We start from the raw sequence: 15,971 nt of genomic DNA on the forward strand, positions 1-15,971 counted from the left end.
TCCGTGATCTTAATGTTTGTTTTCTACCAGCTTGAACGAATACGACAGACTCTCCAGCGTCATCGCGATCAGTCCCTGCATATACGGATCTTCCGGCGTTTTCACAAACGTCAGCTCCGGCATATGTTCGGCCGGAATGACGGTCAGGCAGCGTTCCCGGATCGCCGGCATATCCGCCGCGTCGACCTGATCGCCCATCAAGGCAATCAGCCGCGGATTCACGATCGCCGCTAGACTCGCTACGGCATGCGCGGCAAGCGGCACGAACGTTTCTTTGACGTTCAAGCGTTCAAACTGTTCGTCGCGCGACATGCCGAACGGCAGAAAAGAGATTTCCCCCGCGAAACGACTCGCGCCGCGGTGAATCCGTCCGTCGATCATCAAGCCCGCGCCGGGAAAACAACCCGGTACGAAGATCATCGCCGCAGCCGTTTCCGGTTCTGCCCACGGCTGCTGTCCGTACAGACCGTACACGGTCAAATTCATATCGTTTTCCACCGTGACTTTGACGCCGTATTTCTGTTCGATGCGCTGCCCCAACGGAACGCCGATCAGTTCGGCCGCGTCGCAAATATTGATCACGCCTTCGTGCACCAACCCCGGGATACCGATGCCTACCGCTTTGATCTGGGCGTACCTCGATAGCAGCGCGCCGATGAGCGTATCGATAGCCGCTTCGTCGAGCGCGTCCACTTCTTCGGCGCGGCGTTCCAGAATGCGGCCGAACGAATCGGCGACCGCGTAGAGAAGCGTCGGTTTTTCTTTTTCATACACCGCACAGATACAGGCCGCATGCGTATGATCCGCGTTATAAACGTAGCGGCGCGCCCGGCGTCCTCCGCTTGACTGTTCCGGTTCGTCTTCCAGCGCTTCCCCGCTCTCCAGCATCTCGCCCAGCAGCGTGCCGCAGGTAGCTATGCTCAGCCCGGTTATCTGCGCGATCTGCGTCTTGGTGCCGGACCCCGCATTCCGCAGCGCCTGACGAACAGCTTCTTCGTTCATTTTCTTGACCTTGATCGAACTGTGCGCAGCAGGCTGCATGAAGAGTCCTCCTTTGCTGAATGCAACTTTTGATAATACTTGTCGAAAGTAGAATCATAAATATCAGTATACGCGTTCTAGGTTGCGGCGTCTATTATTAGAGAAAGTTCTTTTAGGGCGGGCATTCGATACCTTTTCGCTTGCTTCTGCAGAATTTTGAAAAAGAATGAACCCTGTACTGAGAGTACGGATGCGGCAGACCGACGATATCCGGCATTCGTGCTGGACATCTACCTGTAATCTTCGTATGATGTTCCCATCTTTGATTCGCCAAGGGCGAATCGGCCGTATCCGGAGGACGGCCGCCGCAGAGCGGCGGACTCCGCTTCCGGAACCGGCTTATCTCACGGAGGTGCTGCACGTGTTAATGTTTCAACCGAAAACCCAGTCGCTATTCCACTCCCAATCATTCATGATCGGCGGCTCAGGCGCGCCGGTTCCGGCAGGGACGACGGTACGGTAACCCTTACAGGTTTTCCTTCATCTTGCACCGCCTTGAATCCTGACAGCGGCTTCGGCAATTTTTCTGCAGTTTGCCAAGAATTTCGGTGAACAATCCGGGAAATCCGCCGTCAGGTCGTGCACAGGCTCCTCGTCCGGTGCCGGACATGCGCGTCCGCCGCCCGAAAGGCGGACAACGAATTGTCGAACAACCGGGCATCTACCGTTTATTTATTGATGAACACCGTAACTTCCTTGGCTTCAAGCCTCATCTTCACCACGTACAGCATTTATTACATCACGCAGCTTGGACTGACTCCGCTGCAGCTCGTGCTGATCGGCACGGCTTTGGAATTGACTGTCCTGCTGTTCGAAGGGATCACCGGTGTTGTCGCCGACACTTACAGCCGCAAACGTTCGATCGTGATCGGGATGTTCATTCTCGGGGCGGCTTTTCTGTTCGAAGGCAGCATTGTCTGGATTCTCGATTGGAGCTCGATTCTCCCCGCTTTCGGCTGGCTGCTGATGTCCCAAATGCTGTACGGCTTCGGCTGGACGTTTGTCAGCGGCGCCAATACGGCCTGGCTCGTCGACGAGACCGGCGAAGCGGCCGCAGGCGCCGTCATGCTGCGCGGCCAGCGGTTCGCGCTGGCCGCCTCCCTGATCGGCATCCTCTGCAGTGTCCTGCTGTCGCAGCTCTCGCCCAACCTGCCGTTTCTGGTCGGCGGCGTCCTCTATCTGCTGCTTGGCCTGCTGCTGTCTCGCCTGATGCGCGAGACCGGATTCGTCCGTCCGCAGCGCGCAGCCGCGGCACGCTCCAATCCGCTGCGTGACATGGCCGGCACCTGGACAGCGGGCGCCAAGGTCGTACGCCGCAGCCCGCTGCTGCTCGGTCTGGTCGCCGTCACGCTGCTGTCGGGCGCGGCATCCGAAGGCTACGACCGTCTCTGGCCGACGCTGCTGCTGAGCGGCGGCGGGACCGGCCTGCCGGACGTCGGTTGGCCGCCGGCCGTCTGGTTTGGCGCGATCGCAGCCTCGATCACGCTGCTGAGTCTGGCCGGCGTACGGCTGGCGGAGCGCCGGGTAGACATGCGCAGCCGGCGTGCGGTCTCGGCCGCGCTGCTGTTGACCATGGCGCTGCGCGTCGCGGCCGTAATCGCTTTGGCGCTTGCGTCAAGCTTCGGCTGGGCTTTCGCGGCGCTTCTGCTGGCCGGAACGGCATCGGCCGTATTCTCGCCGCTTTATGCGGCCTGGCTGAACAGCCAGTTGGAGAGCCGGACCCGGGCCACCGTATTGTCGATGGTCAGCCAGGCCGACGCGCTCGGCCAGACGGCCGGCGGGCCGTTCGTCGGCTGGATCGGCAGCCGCTTCTCGATCCGGGCCGCCCTGCTGGCTTCCGGCGTTCTGCTGCTGCCGGTACTCGGGCTGTTTGCCCGGATGCGAAGCGCCCAACCTCGGGATGGAACCGTCCCGGAAGAAGCCCCCGCAGATCTTTCCGGGCAGCTGTCCTGTGCGGATCGGAAGCCGGCTGCGGACTCCCGGGTCTCCGATCCGGACGGCGATTGATCCGGCCTTCTTTTCCTGCATCCGAATTACAATCGGCCTCCTCCTTGCGGGGAGGCTTTTTCGTCGTGGCCGCGGCCCGCTTCCGTTTTGGACAGATCAAAAAGCCGGTAACCGTCCCTTTTCGGAACGAATACCGGCCTATCCGGGCTTGTATTCAAGTGCTCAAGCGAGCGGGAGGCTTCGGCACTTCTGCCTGCCGCGCATACGGCATGGAGGCTAGGCGTCCGTATGCGTCCCTATACCGCCCCCCGTTTTCCATTTCGCTTACGACGGCTTCAACGTATAACTGACTTTGAATTCGCGGCCGAACTGGTCCGGTCCGGAAGAGATCTTTTTATACGTGAAATCCAGTCGATTGCCTTCCTGCTTCACGAAGCGGAGTCTGGCTTGCAGCAGCACCCGCTCGCCGACGTCTGTCGTCACTTCGTCCCATTCCGCCCGCTCACCTTGTCCGAGCAGCGTTTTGTACAGTAGCGACGAGCGGCCCGTGTTCAGGTCGATTACGGTCGGCTGAAGCGTGTCGAACGCTCGCACGAGCAAATAATCGGCCGTGACCGATTCGACGATAAAAGGTCCGGTCTGCTTCGTCAGCTTCGCCAGATCGTAATCCGCCGCGGCCCGGCCGCCGGCGCCCACGACCTGCACCGTCCGGCCGTCGCTTACGTAGGCGCGCTGTGCCGGGAGCGTTTTCGGTCCGAAGACGTCGGTGTTGTACATGCCGGAATACCGATAATGCGCCTGCTTCGTCACTTTCCCTTTTTGCACGACGAACTGGAACCGGTTATGCACCGTCTGCGACGAAGCGACGTATTCGCGTCCGACCGAGAGCAGGTAGGAACCGCTGCCCAGCGCCCGCACGTCGACCGTTCCCCAGTCGAGCCCCGGGACGTTGGCGCCCGCGAGCTTTTTCGGAGCGCCGGCTTCCAGCGAATAGACCTCTCCCTTGGCAAAAGACACCCAGACCGTCTGTCCGCCTTCCGAGTGGATCGTGTACCGGCCGGGGTCGCTCAGCGTCACCGTTTTGGCTTCGGCTTTCCAGCCGCTTTTGCTTTTGAGAGCCGACGCAAGCGCCTGAACCGGCACGTATACCTGTCCGTTCTCGACAAACGCCGCGGCTCCGATTTTGACGCGTTTTCCGTCGATGTCCGCTTCCGCCCGGCCCAGCGTCATCTTTAGCGTCGTATCCGGGCGCAGCAGCGTGACGAGTTTCGAACCGCGGTTGTAATCGACCCGGAAGCCGAGCCGCTCCGACGCCGCCTGGGCCGCTATATAAGTCCGTCCGCCGCGGATCTCCACTTCTCCGCCCTGCGCCGTTCCTCCGTTGATCGACAGCGAAGGTGCCGTCTGCGACGCCGCTTCGACTTCGACCGGCAGCAGCGGCGAGATCAGCAGGCTGCCTGCCAGCAGTCCCACAATCCATTTATACGCTTTGTTTTTCATTCCAAAATCCCTCCGATTTGGCTGTTCGCTCGTTTGTCTCTCTTGCACACCTCCCTAAGACGCACGAAGAAGCGCAAAAGTTTGCAATGGGCGCACCTTTTTTTGGAAAAGGTTTGTCGAGTCGCGAGGGGGTTTTTTCGGGTAATGGTGTCGGGTAAGGTTGTCCATCCGAGGCAGCCGCTATTCGAAAGGAGCTGGACATCAATGAGCGAAAAAGTATTTATTAGCCCCGGCAAATACGTACAGGGCAAAGACGTCGTAGACAAAGCGGGCGAATATGCCAAAGCGCTGGGCCAATCGGCGCTCGTCATCGCGGACCAAATCGTCTGGCCGATCGCCGGCGACCGCGTCGTGAACAGTCTTGAAGCAGCCGGCATTTCGACCAAGCGGGCCGAATTCCAGGGCGAAGCTTCGCGCGGCGAGATCAAGCGGATCGCCGAGCTCGGCGAAGGCGTCGATCTCGTCGTCGGCGTAGGCGGCGGCAAAACGCTCGATACGGCCAAAGCGGTCAACGACGTGCTCGGCGCCGCCTGCGTGATCGTGCCGACGACCGCTTCCACCGACGCGCCGACCAGCGCTCTGTCCGTGCTGTATACCGACGAAGGCGCTTTTGACGCGTATTCGTTCTATAAGAAAAACCCCGACCTGATCCTCGTCGATACGCGGGTCATCGCCGGCGCTCCGCCGCTGTTCCTCACTTCGGGCATCGCCGACGCGCTCGCCACGTGGGTGGAATGCCGCGCCGTTATCGAAGCGAGAGCGACCACGATGGCCGGCGGCCTGACGACGCTCGCGGCGGAAGCGATCGCGCGCAAATGCGAAGAGACGCTGTTCGACTACGGGCTGCTCGCCTACGAGTCGGTCAAACGCAAAGTCGTGACGCCGGCGCTGGACGCGGTCATCGAAGCGAACACGCTTCTCAGCGGACTCGGCTTCGAAAGCGGCGGACTCGCCGGCGCGCACGCGATCCACAACGGCTTCACCGTGCTGGAAGGCGATATCCACCATATGACGCACGGCCAGAAAGTGACGTTCGGCACGCTCGTGCAGCTCGCGCTCGAACGCCGGTCGCTGCAGGAAATCGAGCGCTACATCGATTTCTATCTCAAGCTCGATCTGCCGGTCACGCTCGAAGATCTGCACCTCAAAGACGTGTCGAACGAAGATCTGTACCGCGTTGCCGAAGCCGCCACGAAGGAAGGCGAGACGGCGCACAATCTGCCGTTCCCGGTCACCGCGGGCGACGTGCTCGACGCCATCCTCGCGGCCGATCAATATTCGCTCGCCTACAAAGCGAAGATCGGACGCTGACGCACCGCACGCTCTGTATTCGCGCCAACGCCAAAGACCGCTCCCCGGGGGGAGCGGTCTTTTTGGGCCGGACAGAGCCGGAATTGCGCGGCAGCAGGCCAAGCCTCAGTCCGCCCCTGTCGTCAGCGGATAGCCTTTGAGCCTCAGCCGCTGCTCCAGTGCTTCCGCGGGCAGCGGACGGCTGAGGTAGTAACCCTGCACTTCGTCGCAGCCTGCCGCGCGCAGGAATTGGAGCTGGTTCTCCGTCTCCACGCCTTCGGCCAGCACTTCCATGTTCAAGCTGCGGCCGATCGCGATGATCGCCCGCACCATGTCTCCGCGCTCGGCTTCGACGTCGATGCCGTCGACGAAAAAGCGGTCGATCTTGAGCAGATGCGGTTCGAACGTGCGCAGATATTTCAGCGAAGCGTAGCCCGTGCCGAAGTCGTCGATCGCGAGCTTGATGCCCCATTGACGCAGCAGCCGCAGCTGGGAAGACACTTTCTCCACGTCCCGGATCGCAAGCGACTCGGTCACTTCAAGCGTGATCTGCCGGGCGTCGACGCCTGTCTCGCGCAGCGTGTGCAGTATTTTCTCCACAAACAATTCGTCCTGGAACTGATACGGCGAGACGTTGATGCTCATGCGCAGCGAACCGAAGCCCGCTTCGACCCAGGACACCTGCTGCCGGCACGCCGTCTTCATCACCCATTCGCCGATCGCGATGATCATGCCCGTCTCTTCCGCCACCGGAATAAACTCGACCGGGGACACGCTGCCCAGCACCGGATGGTTCCAGCGGATCAGCGCTTCGACGCCCACGATGCCGTAGGTCTGAATATTTTGCTGAAGCTGGTAATGCAGCGAGATCTCGCCGCGTTCGATCGCGCCGCGCAGTTCGTGTTCCAGCTCGACTTTGTACGCCAGCCGTTCGCCGAAGCACGGTTCGAAGAACAGACTTTTCTGATGCCGGTTTTTCTTCGCTTCGTGCATGGCCATATCCGCGCTGCGCATCAGCTCGTCGGCCGTCGATCCGTCGCGGGGATACAGTGCCGCGCCGATGCTGGCCGACACGTAGAGCATCGTGCCGTTCAGCGCGAGCGGCTTCTTGAACACTTCCTCGATCGCGGCGATCGTCCGGTACGCTTCCACTTCGCCTTCCAGCGGATCGACCAGTACGGTGAATTCGTCGCCGCCCTGGCGGGCCAGCAGGCGGGAAGACGGAATGTATTCGCGCAGCCGATCCGCCACGATCTGCAGCAGCAGGTCGCCGACCGTATGGCCCATACTGTCATTGACGTGCTTGAAGCGGTCCAGATCGAAGAACAGCAGCGCCAACTGGCCGCCTTCCCGTTCGGCCCGCTCTACCGCTTCGTTCAGTTCGGCATCGAATTTGCGGCGGTTGGGCAGTCCGGTCAGCGGGTCGTGGCTCGCTTCGTGCTCTTTGATCTCCACGGTGTGGGTCAGGCGGTTAAGCAAATAATCGTTCTCGACAAACGTCAGGATCAGCCGGGCGATAATGAGCAGCACCGCAAACGCGCTGCCCATGACCATGACGTTGAATTCGGACAGCTCGTCGAGAATGATCGCAAACAGCGCCACGAGGCTGACGTAAGGCAGCAGCCGGCGCATCCAGCCCAGGCGGCTTGCGAGCCGCGCCGACATCCGGCGCGGTCTTCTCGTCTGCCGTCCGGTGAGCGATTCGAGCCCTGCCGCCGTCAGCAGCAGGATCGAAGCGGTCCACGTCGCGTCGACCGGGCTGCCGAGCCAATAGTTCCCGTTCAGCTGCATGTACAGATACGTCGAATCGCCGAGCGCAAGCAGCAGCACGCCGGCCAGAAAAGTCGTATCCGTGCGGCTGCTGCCCATCGACTGGTTGGCGAACAGCAGCAGACTGAGCAGGAACAAAATGCCGAGATCCATAATCGGATAGCACAGGTTCAAAAAGGCCGGAAGCCAATGCTCCTGTCGCATCGACGTATGAAACAGCGGCGTGATAATGAGGCTCCAGCTGAATACGGCCGTCGTCGACATAAAGATCGACGCGTCCAGGAAATACTGCATCAGGCGCAGGCTTTTGAGCCGCTGATGGACGAGAACGAGCAGGCCGGCGAACAGCAGAACGCCCTGGGCCGCCCAGAACAAATCGGTGATCCCCGGCGAAGGCAGCGTCATCCGGTCGAGCAGCGTATCGGCGAGCAGCAGCAGAAGCGAGATCAGGTAACACAACCCGCTGCACAGGACGAAACCCCAAAACAACCGGTTTTTGGCCTGCGGATGACGCGTGACCCGCAGCAGCAGCAGCATGCAGGCCAAGATAGGTAAAATATTTAAATGTCCGATCCACGTTAGCGCGGTCTCGTTCTCTCCGTAGAAGCTCGACAAGAGAAAGTGCAGAACGAGGTATCCCGCAGCTATTGCATAAAAGATTCGTTTGAATTTCATGTCTGCGGCCTCCGAGGCGATAATAAAGATATCCTTTATATCGGTAGCCAGCTAACAGTCGCTTAGTCATTTTTACTTTTTATGTAATAAATTATTTTCTGTATCCATTTCTTCGCGCCCAAAAAGGCCCGGCAGCGCTGCCGGGCCTTTCTGTGTCCAATGCAAGCCGAACGGTCTGCCGACCTGAACTCACTTTGCCTGGAAAAGACGTTCGTTACCGCACGCGGCTCCGGTATCCTTTTTCGGCGCCGAGCAGAACAAGCAGCAGTACGGCGCACGCGCCGTACATGCCGGAGTACGACAGCCGGTCCGCGACCGGCCCCATCGCCAGTCCCCCCAGCGAAATGCCCAGATCCGCCGAAGCGATAAACAACCCGAGCAGCATATTGCGCGAAGCTTGCGGAAGCGCAAAAGTGAGGTACGTCGTCAGCGAAGGATACAGCAGCGCCTGGGCGGCCCCCATCAAGACTGCGGCGGCGTAGAACGCGGCCGGGCCGGCCGATTCGGCGGCGGCCAGCAGCAGAACGGCAATCCCCGCAAGACCTACGACGCCCTGAATGAACCGGGGCCGCCAGATGCCGTCCGAAGGAATCCGTTTGCGCAGCGCAAACCGGGCGGCGACGATGACCGCGGCCTGGATCATCATGTAGAGGCCCGCATTGCCGTAGGCGATCTCTGCCGCATACAGCGGAACGAATACCGTCACGGCTCCGAACACGACGGAAGTGCCGAGCATCAGCAGGGTGCAGAGCGCAAGCGGCGGGATCGTGAACACTTGGCCAAAAGAGTGCCAGAAGCCGCCGGGTTCCGCTTGCGTGGCTTCTCCGTCGGCGGGATGGACGTGCGAGCGGATCGGCGTCGTGAAGCCGAAGATTCCCGTCCCGACCGCGATCAAGACCATCACCGCGAAAAAGGCGTTCGTGTCTCCCCCGTTCCACAAGGCAAGCGCCAGTACCGGTCCGATAATGCCCGGCATGTACGTGAACAGCGAGTAGAGCGAGATGCCCTGCGACCGCTCTTCGTCGGACAGCGAATCGATGATCGCGATTTGCAGCGCCATCGAAAAAAACGCTGTGGCGATTCCTTGCAGCAGACGCGCCGCGAGAAATCCCAAAAGGCCCGTCAGCGGATAGAGCAGCAGCGCGAAGCCGTTGACCAGCAGCAGCACGCGCAGCACCCGGGACGCTCCGTGGCGCTGAATGATTTTTCCCGCCAGCGGGCGAAAAAACATGCAGGTCAGCATGTAAGCGCCCATGATCCAACCGATCGCCGCGTTGCTGGCTCCGATCGCCTCGCTTCGCAGCGGCACGATAACGGCCAGAATCGAATTGGCGCTGAAAAACAAAAACGCCAGGCCGTACAGACGGATAAACGTCCAGGACATCGCGCGCGAAGACTTCAAAAGGTCACACCCTCCATTTCGTCAATCCAGAAAAGCGGCCGCGGGCGAGCGTCTGGCCCGGATCATGTCGTGCACATGCAGTTCGGCGTTCGCAAGCAAAGTCGCCTGCGGAACGTCCAGCGTCTCGATCAACCCCATCTGCTCGTTGGCGCATTCGCCCGGCGATTCGCTCCACGGCTTCAGCTGCCGGGCGATCTCGCGCACGTCTTCAAGGCTCGCCGTCGTCGAAAATCCCTGGCTTCGCATCCACTCGTCATTAAACAGCGTCCCGATGTACCGGTCCCCTCCGTCGGATACCATGCTGACGATCCGGCGTTCCGGCCCCCACTGCTGGGCCAGCTTGAGCGCGACCAGCGCGCAGGCTCCGCTGGACGGCCCCATCAGGATGCCTTCATGGCGGGCGAACGCCCGGGCGGCGACGAAAGCGTGCTCGTCCGAAATTTTATAGGCATAATCGAGGTTCGACAAGGTCAGGTTGAGCGGCGTCCAGCTAAGCCCGACGCCGGGCGTGCGATACGCGTTGGCCTGCCCGCCGAAGATCGTCGAACCGACCGCGTCCACGCCGCAGATTTGCGCCTGCGGCGCGTACGTTTTGAGAAAACGCGAGATACCGCCGAGCTGGCCGCCCGTGCTGACCGCCGCGACGAACGCGCTCAGCTCTCCCGGACACTGTTCCAGAATCTCCCGGGCCGTGCTGCGGTAATGCGCTTCCTGATTCAGCCGGTTGAAGCATTGATCCGGCCGGTAAGCGCCTTCGATCTCGCGGGCCAGCTTGTTCGCCAGCGCGATCCGCGTTTTGTGGTAGCTGCCGCTGTCGTCCTGCTCCGTGACGACGATCACTTCCGCGCCGAACCCCTTGATCAGGGCGAGATTGGCTTCGGTCGTTTTGGGGTCTACCAAGATGAGCACACGGTACCCTTTGGCGGCTCCGATCATGGCCAGCGAAATGCCGAAATTGCCGCTGGACGATTCGATCAACGTGCCGCCCGGCTTGAGCCAGCCTCTTTGCTCGGCTGTCTCGACCAGATAGAGCGCCGCGCGGTCCTTGATGCTGCCTCCGGGATTGTAGCGTTCGTACTTGAACAGAACCTGCGCTTCTTCGGGACGGTTCAGGCGGGCAAGCGAAATCAGCGGGGTCTGTCCGATCGTTCCCAAAATCGTGGAGCTCATGGGCGTATCCTCCTCGGGTGCGAACTCTGAAGCAAAAACCGGTGCAGCCTTGATGCAAAATCCGGCGCGAACGGAACGGTACGTCAAAGCTCTACTTCCCGTCGGCCGAAATCGGCCGCTCTTCTTCTGCCGGGAAATCGGCGCCGCGCAGCAGCAGGCGCGTATGTTCATGCTCGCCGGGCAGCAAGCGGCGGCCCGGCAGCTGCTCGATAAAACGTCCTTCGTGCATAACGGCAATCTGATGACAAAACGCTCGCAGTACCTTAACGTCGTGGGAAATCATCAGGATCGAAAACCCGAACTGGCGATGCAGGCGCTGCAGCAGTTCCAAAATTTGCGCCTGCACGCTCATGTCTAGCGCCGAGACGGCTTCGTCGCAGATCAGAATCTCCGGCTGCAGCGCCAAAGCGCGCGCAATCGCGATACGCTGGCACTGCCCCGTGCTGAGCTGCGGCGGCCTGCGCCGCTGGGCGGACTCCGGAATGCCGACTGCGTCCAGCAGAAAGCGGGCCCGCTCAAGCCGCTCCGCGCGGCTGCCGACGCGGAAGACGTGCAGCGAGGTCTGCACAAGTTCCAGCGCGCTGACGCGCGGATTCAGGCTCGCCCGCGCATCCTGGAACACGAGCTGGACATGCCGGGCCAGACGGCGCCTGGCCTGCCCTGTCGCGTGGGTAATGTCTTCGCCGCGCAGCCGGACGGTGCCGGCATCCGCCGAATCCAGTCCGACGATGCAGCGGACGAGCGTCGACTTGCCGCAGCCGCTTTGGCCGAGGATGCCGACAATTTCCCGCTCGTGCAGCCGCAGGCGCACCCCGCTCAACACCCGCTGCCCCGATCCGTACGATTTGGCCAAATCGTGCACGTCCAGCAGCGGGGTCTCTCCGTATGCGGGAGCACCAGAACCGTCCGCTTCCGGCTGCGCGGTCGGTGTACGGGCATCCAGCAGCTGCCGCGTGTATGCATGCTGCGGCCGCGCCAGCACTTCGGCCGTCTCGCCCCGTTCCACGATGCGGCCTTCGTGCAGGACGAGGACGCGATGGCTCAGCGCCTGCGCAAGCGCAAGGTCATGCGTGATCAGCAGCACCGTCAGATCCAGTTCCCGCTGCAGGCTGTGCAGCAGGTCCAGCACTTCCCGCTGGTTCACCGTATCCAGCGCCGAAGTCGGCTCGTCCGCGATCAGCACCTGCGGACGCAGGCAGAGCGCAAGCGCCAGACAGACGCGCTGGCACATGCCTCCGCTCAGCTCGTGCGGATACGACCGCAGCACTTTGGCCGGGTCCGCGAAGCCGAGACGCGACAACCAATCCGCGCCGATCGCCGAGATCTCTTCTTTTTCGGCGAGCCGGTGCGCCCGCAGCGTCTCGCGAAAATGTTCGCCGATCGCCATCATCGGATTCAGCGCCAATCGCGCATCCTGAAACAGCATGGCGATGCCGCGCCCGCGAAGCTTGGCCCAGGCCCGTTCCGGCCGCGCGAGGCAGACCGCCGCATGCCCTTCCAGAACCAGCGTGCCGGACGCGACGGACGCGGAAGGCGGAAGCAGGCCGAGCAGCGTTTTGGCGATCGTCGATTTGCCCGATCCGCTCTCGCCGAGCAGGGACACGATTTCGCCTTCGTACAGCGTGAACGAAATCGCTTGCAGTACCGTCTGCACGCTTTTCTCAGACCGGTACGAAATTTCCAGATTGTCGATTCGAAGCTTCTCCTGCTTGTCCGCGATCTCCATGCCTCCTCCGGCTTCTCCTGTTCATATGCCCGTTTTCTTTTTCGCTCATATCCGGTGTTTCTCGTAAGGATCGATCACGTCCCGCAGTCCTTCGCCGATACAGTTGAACGCCAGCACCGTCAGTACGATGAACAACGCCGGGCCGAGCAGCACATGCGGAGTCGTCATAAAATGCGCGCGCCCGTCGGCCAGCATGCTGCCCCATTCCGGCGAAGGCGGCTGCGAGCCCAGTCCGAGAAAAGACAGCGCCGCAATGCCCAAAATCAGGCTGCCCAGTTCGAACGTGGCCAGCACGAGCACCGGACCGAGCGCCTGCGGCAGCAGCTCCGTACGCAGGATACGAACAGGCGAAGCGCCCAACACCCGGGCGGCTTCGACAGCCGTGCTTTTCTTCGCTTGGATCACGATGCTGCGCGTCAGGCGCGCAAAGCCGACCCACCACAGGATCACGACGGCCAGCAGCAGATGCGCAAGGCCCGTGCCGAACAAAGCCGCGATTACCATCGCGAACACCATGAACGGAAAAGCGAGCAGCACGTCGATGATCCGCATCAATATAATATCCAGCAGCGAACCGTGAAGCAGGCCGGCCACGGCGCCGAGCACCAGGCCGATCAGCAGCGCCGAACCGAGCGCAAGCCCGCACGAGACCAACGTCGTCTGACCGCCGTGCAGCGTACGGGCCAGCAGGTCGCGCCCGAACCGGTCGGTCCCGAGCGGATGTTCCGGACTCGGCTGCTCCAGGCGCGCCCCCGCGTTCATCGCCAGCGGATCGCCCAGCGGCAGCCACGAAGCGGCGAAGATCGGGACAATCAGCAGAGCCAATAGAAGCAGGCCGAAGATCAGCGTATAAGACGCTCGCCGGCTATTCATGCGCTCCCTCCTTGTGCGGACGTGCGACGCGCGGATCGAGCCAGGCGTACAGCCCTTCCACGATCAGGTGAATCCCGACGACCGACAACACCGTGACCAGCGCGTAGCCTTGCAGAGCCGGGTAGTCTTTGTTCAGAATGCCGTTCAAGGCGTATTCGCCAAGTCCCGGCCACGCGAACAGGCTCTCGATCACGACGGCCCCGCTGACGTAAGTGGTGAGCGACAGACCGATCAGCGTAATCGTCGAGAGCAGCACGTTGCGCATCGCGTGACCGACGACGCGGCGCGTGCCGAGTCCCCGCGACAGCGCGGACTGCACATAGACCTGCCCCAGCTCGCTGAGCAGGTTGGCGCGCACGACGCGGATCATCTGCGGCGCTCCGAGCAGCCCCATCGTCAGCGCGGGCAGCCACAGCCGCGACCATCCGGCCCCGCTGCCGATTTCGTACAGCTCAAGCTTGACGGACAGCAGCAGGAGCAGCAGCAGGGCGATCACGAATCCCGGCACGGAAGCCAGCAGCACGCACAGCAGCCGGACCACCGTATCGGTCAGCGTCCCGGCGCGCAGCGCCGACAGCATGCCGACCAGCAGCCCGATCCCGACCTGGATCGCAAGCGCCGTGCACGCCAGCAGCAGCGTCGCCGGCCAGCGTTCGCCGATCTCGACAGACACCGGCCGCTGCGTATAGAACGAAGTGCCCAGATCCATGCGCAGCAGGCTGCCCGCCCACGATACGTATTGACTGAACAGACTTCCGTTCAAGCCCAGCTCGCCGCGCAGGTCGCCCACCATCTTGGCGTACGTATCGGCGTCCACCGCGATATCCAGCGTTCGGCCGATCAACAGCTTGGCCGGATCGCCCGGCGCGAGGCGGATCAGCGCGAACAACAAGATCGAAGCGGCAAAAACGGTGATACACGTCTGCAGCAGCGTAAGCAGCAATCGCCGTCTCATCAGCGTCCGCCTCCTTTGCCGTTACGGCGACACAAACTTCAGGTTTTCGTTCACCAAATTTTCGAACGGACGGAAATGGTCGACGAATCCTTCCAGATTCCGGCTGACGGCCGTCACCTGCGGACGCGGATACAAGCTGATGACCGGAGCCTGTTCGGCGATATAGGCGTTGGCTTCGAGCGCCCGCGCCTGGCGCGACGCTGCGTCGGTCGCCGCTTCCAGCCGCTCCAGCAGTTCGTTTGCCTTGGCGTCGTCGAAGCCTCCGTAATTGCCGCTGCCTTCGGGCGCGTATTGGCCGCTCAGAAGCGTATGCGGCTCGCCGAACGTGCTCCACGCTTCGATAAAAGCGTCCCATTGGCCCGTCTCGCGTGCACTCTCGATCAGGCTGTAATCGCCGTGCCGGATATCGGCCTGAATCCCGAGCTGCGTCCACTGGTACTGCAGCGTCTCGCCGAGCGCGCGATCGCCGCCCCACGTCATCAGCGACAGGGTGAACGGTTCGCCGTTTTTGGTGCGCACGCCCGAGCCGTCGAGCTTCCAACCGGCTTCGTCGAGCAGCTTCCCCGCACGCTCAAGATCGAACTTGGCGTATACCGCGTCCCGCGCTTCGGCAAACGCCGGATTGGAACTGAGCCACGTCGTCACGGGGAAGCTTTGCCCTTCCGCCGCCTGCAGAATCAGTTCTTCGCGATCGATCCCCCACGACAGCGCCTGCCGGACGCGGACGTCCCGGAATTTGTCCTGCTTCAAATTCAGGTACACGGTCTGCGTATTGGAAGCGGGCACGGTCGAAAGCTTCACCTTGTCTTCCGCCTGCAGCTGTTCGATCGCGGATACCGGCATCTTCTGCGCGATATGGCTGCTGCCGCTCAATACGGACAGCATCCGCGTCTGCTCGTCGGCAATCTGCTCGTGCACGACGCGCGCAATCGCCGGCTTTTTGCCCCAGTAATCGCCGTTGACTTCAAGTTCCATCCGCTTCTGCGGTTCGAAAGCGGTCACTTTGTACATACCGGACAAGTCCATCGTGCCTACGGCGTCGTAAGCGGCTTCCGCGTTATGGATCAGCGTCTGGTACGAAGACAGACTCAGCGGCACGTCCATGTTCGGATGCGCCGTCTTGACCTGCAGCGCGGCGTCGTCCGTGACGGAGAACGTCAAATCCTGAATGTACGGCATGACCTGCTTGTCTAGCTTGCGCGAACGTTCCAGCGAAGCGACGACCGCCGCGGCATCGACCTTTTTCCCGCTCCAGAATTTCGCTTCCGGCTTGAGCTTGATTTTCCACGTCTTCGCATCGACCGCTTCGGCGCTTTCTGCCAGCACGGGCTGGATCTTCCCTTCGGGATCGGCTTTGAACAGCGTCTCGCCCGCGCCGATCGCGATCAGATAGCTGGACGTGAGCGGCTGTACCGGATCGAGCGCGGCCGCGATTTCCTGATCGGCGATGATCAGCTCCTGCGGAACTTTGTCCCCGGTATCGGAAGCTTCGCCGCCTGCCGCTTCGGCCCGATTGGGGGCGGCCTGCTCGTTCGCCGCCGGCGCGCCGCACCCTCCCAGCAGGATAACCCCTATTAACAGCAGTGGGTAAAAAACCTTTTTTCTATGCATATCGCTAACCC

11 protein-coding genes are annotated in these 15,971 nt (G+C 61.7%); 2 read left to right on the forward strand and 9 right to left on the reverse strand.

Features of this window, described 5'->3' with window-relative positions; genetic code table 11:
- Nucleotides 1-9: 9 nt before the first annotated feature.
- On the reverse strand, nt 10-1,041 hold the full coding sequence (locus FTE24_RS13535; protein ID WP_150230135.1) for an ROK family protein: 1,032 nt from the start codon (nt 1,039-1,041) through the stop codon (nt 10-12).
- Between the two features lie 642 nt (nt 1,042-1,683).
- Here FTE24_RS13535 and FTE24_RS13540 point away from each other — a divergent pair.
- A complete protein-coding gene (locus FTE24_RS13540) occupies nt 1,684-3,048 on the forward strand; it encodes an MFS transporter (RefSeq protein WP_237401757.1) in 1,365 nt (454 codons plus the stop codon).
- Nucleotides 3,049-3,312: 264 nt separating this feature from the next.
- Here the strand turns inward: FTE24_RS13540 and FTE24_RS13545 are convergent, their stop codons facing one another.
- Entirely contained in the window at nt 3,313-4,488 is a 1,176-nt protein-coding gene (locus tag FTE24_RS13545; RefSeq protein WP_150230138.1) for a stalk domain-containing protein, read from the reverse strand.
- A gap of 204 nt (nt 4,489-4,692) precedes the next feature.
- Between FTE24_RS13545 and FTE24_RS13550 the strand changes: the two genes are divergently transcribed.
- Nucleotides 4,693-5,799: a glycerol dehydrogenase gene (locus tag FTE24_RS13550; protein ID WP_150230141.1), complete on the forward strand. Its 1,107-nt coding sequence runs from the start codon at nt 4,693-4,695 to the stop codon at nt 5,797-5,799.
- 105 nt (nt 5,800-5,904) lie between these two features.
- Here the strand turns inward: FTE24_RS13550 and FTE24_RS13555 are convergent, their stop codons facing one another.
- The 7 genes from FTE24_RS13555 to FTE24_RS13585 form a co-directional block, all read right to left on the reverse strand.
- Nucleotides 5,905-8,223, reverse strand: a complete 2,319-nt coding sequence (locus FTE24_RS13555; protein ID WP_150230144.1) for a putative bifunctional diguanylate cyclase/phosphodiesterase — start codon at nt 8,221-8,223, stop codon at nt 5,905-5,907.
- Between the two features lie 214 nt (nt 8,224-8,437).
- Nucleotides 8,438-9,607 (reverse strand): staphylopine family metallophore export MFS transporter CntE, encoded by a 1,170-nt coding sequence (gene cntE / locus FTE24_RS13560; RefSeq protein ID WP_150230733.1) that lies wholly within the window; start codon nt 9,605-9,607, stop codon nt 8,438-8,440.
- Nucleotides 9,608-9,646: 39 nt separating this feature from the next.
- A complete protein-coding gene (locus FTE24_RS13565; protein WP_150230147.1) occupies nt 9,647-10,795 on the reverse strand; it encodes a PLP-dependent cysteine synthase family protein in 1,149 nt (382 codons plus the stop codon).
- Between the two features lie 91 nt (nt 10,796-10,886).
- Complete coding sequence (gene nikE / locus FTE24_RS13570) at nt 10,887-12,521, reverse strand: nickel ABC transporter ATP-binding protein NikE (RefSeq protein ID WP_150230150.1); 1,635 nt, start codon at nt 12,519-12,521, stop codon at nt 10,887-10,889.
- Between the two features lie 45 nt (nt 12,522-12,566).
- On the reverse strand, nt 12,567-13,394 hold the full coding sequence (locus FTE24_RS13575) for an ABC transporter permease (RefSeq protein ID WP_150230153.1): 828 nt from the start codon (nt 13,392-13,394) through the stop codon (nt 12,567-12,569).
- Nucleotides 13,387-14,349, reverse strand: coding sequence for an ABC transporter permease (locus FTE24_RS13580; RefSeq protein WP_150230155.1), 963 nt, complete (start codon nt 14,347-14,349; stop codon nt 13,387-13,389). Before FTE24_RS13580 ends, FTE24_RS13575 begins: the two co-directional genes overlap by 8 nt.
- Nucleotides 14,350-14,370: 21 nt before the next feature.
- Entirely contained in the window at nt 14,371-15,960 is a 1,590-nt protein-coding gene (locus tag FTE24_RS13585; protein WP_150230158.1) for an ABC transporter substrate-binding protein, read from the reverse strand.
- Nucleotides 15,961-15,971: the final 11 nt, after the last annotated feature.

The sequence above is a fragment of the Saccharibacillus sp. WB 17 genome (genome assembly GCF_008634075.2).
GTDB classification, from domain to species: domain Bacteria; phylum Bacillota; class Bacilli; order Paenibacillales; family Paenibacillaceae; genus Saccharibacillus; species Saccharibacillus brassicae.

Excerpts from the sequence above, each read along its gene's own strand:
- FTE24_RS13535 (WP_150230135.1), bottom strand. The coding sequence starts at position 1,041 with ATGCAGCCTGCTGCGCACAGTTCGATCAAGGTCAAGAAAATGAACGAA.
- FTE24_RS13545 (WP_150230138.1), bottom strand. The coding sequence starts at position 4,488 with ATGAAAAACAAAGCGTATAAATGGATTGTGGGACTGCTGGCAGGCAGC.
- FTE24_RS13550 (WP_150230141.1), top strand. The coding sequence starts at position 4,693 with ATGAGCGAAAAAGTATTTATTAGCCCCGGCAAATACGTACAGGGCAAA.
- FTE24_RS13555 (WP_150230144.1), bottom strand. The coding sequence starts at position 8,223 with ATGAAATTCAAACGAATCTTTTATGCAATAGCTGCGGGATACCTCGTT.
- cntE (WP_150230733.1), bottom strand. The coding sequence starts at position 9,607 with ATGTCCTGGACGTTTATCCGTCTGTACGGCCTGGCGTTTTTGTTTTTC.
- FTE24_RS13565 (WP_150230147.1), bottom strand. The coding sequence starts at position 10,795 with ATGAGCTCCACGATTTTGGGAACGATCGGACAGACCCCGCTGATTTCG.
- nikE (WP_150230150.1), bottom strand. The coding sequence starts at position 12,521 with ATGGAGATCGCGGACAAGCAGGAGAAGCTTCGAATCGACAATCTGGAA.
- FTE24_RS13575 (WP_150230153.1), bottom strand. The coding sequence starts at position 13,394 with ATGAATAGCCGGCGAGCGTCTTATACGCTGATCTTCGGCCTGCTTCTA.
- FTE24_RS13580 (WP_150230155.1), bottom strand. The coding sequence starts at position 14,349 with ATGAGACGGCGATTGCTGCTTACGCTGCTGCAGACGTGTATCACCGTT.
- FTE24_RS13585 (WP_150230158.1), bottom strand. The coding sequence starts at position 15,960 with ATGCATAGAAAAAAGGTTTTTTACCCACTGCTGTTAATAGGGGTTATC.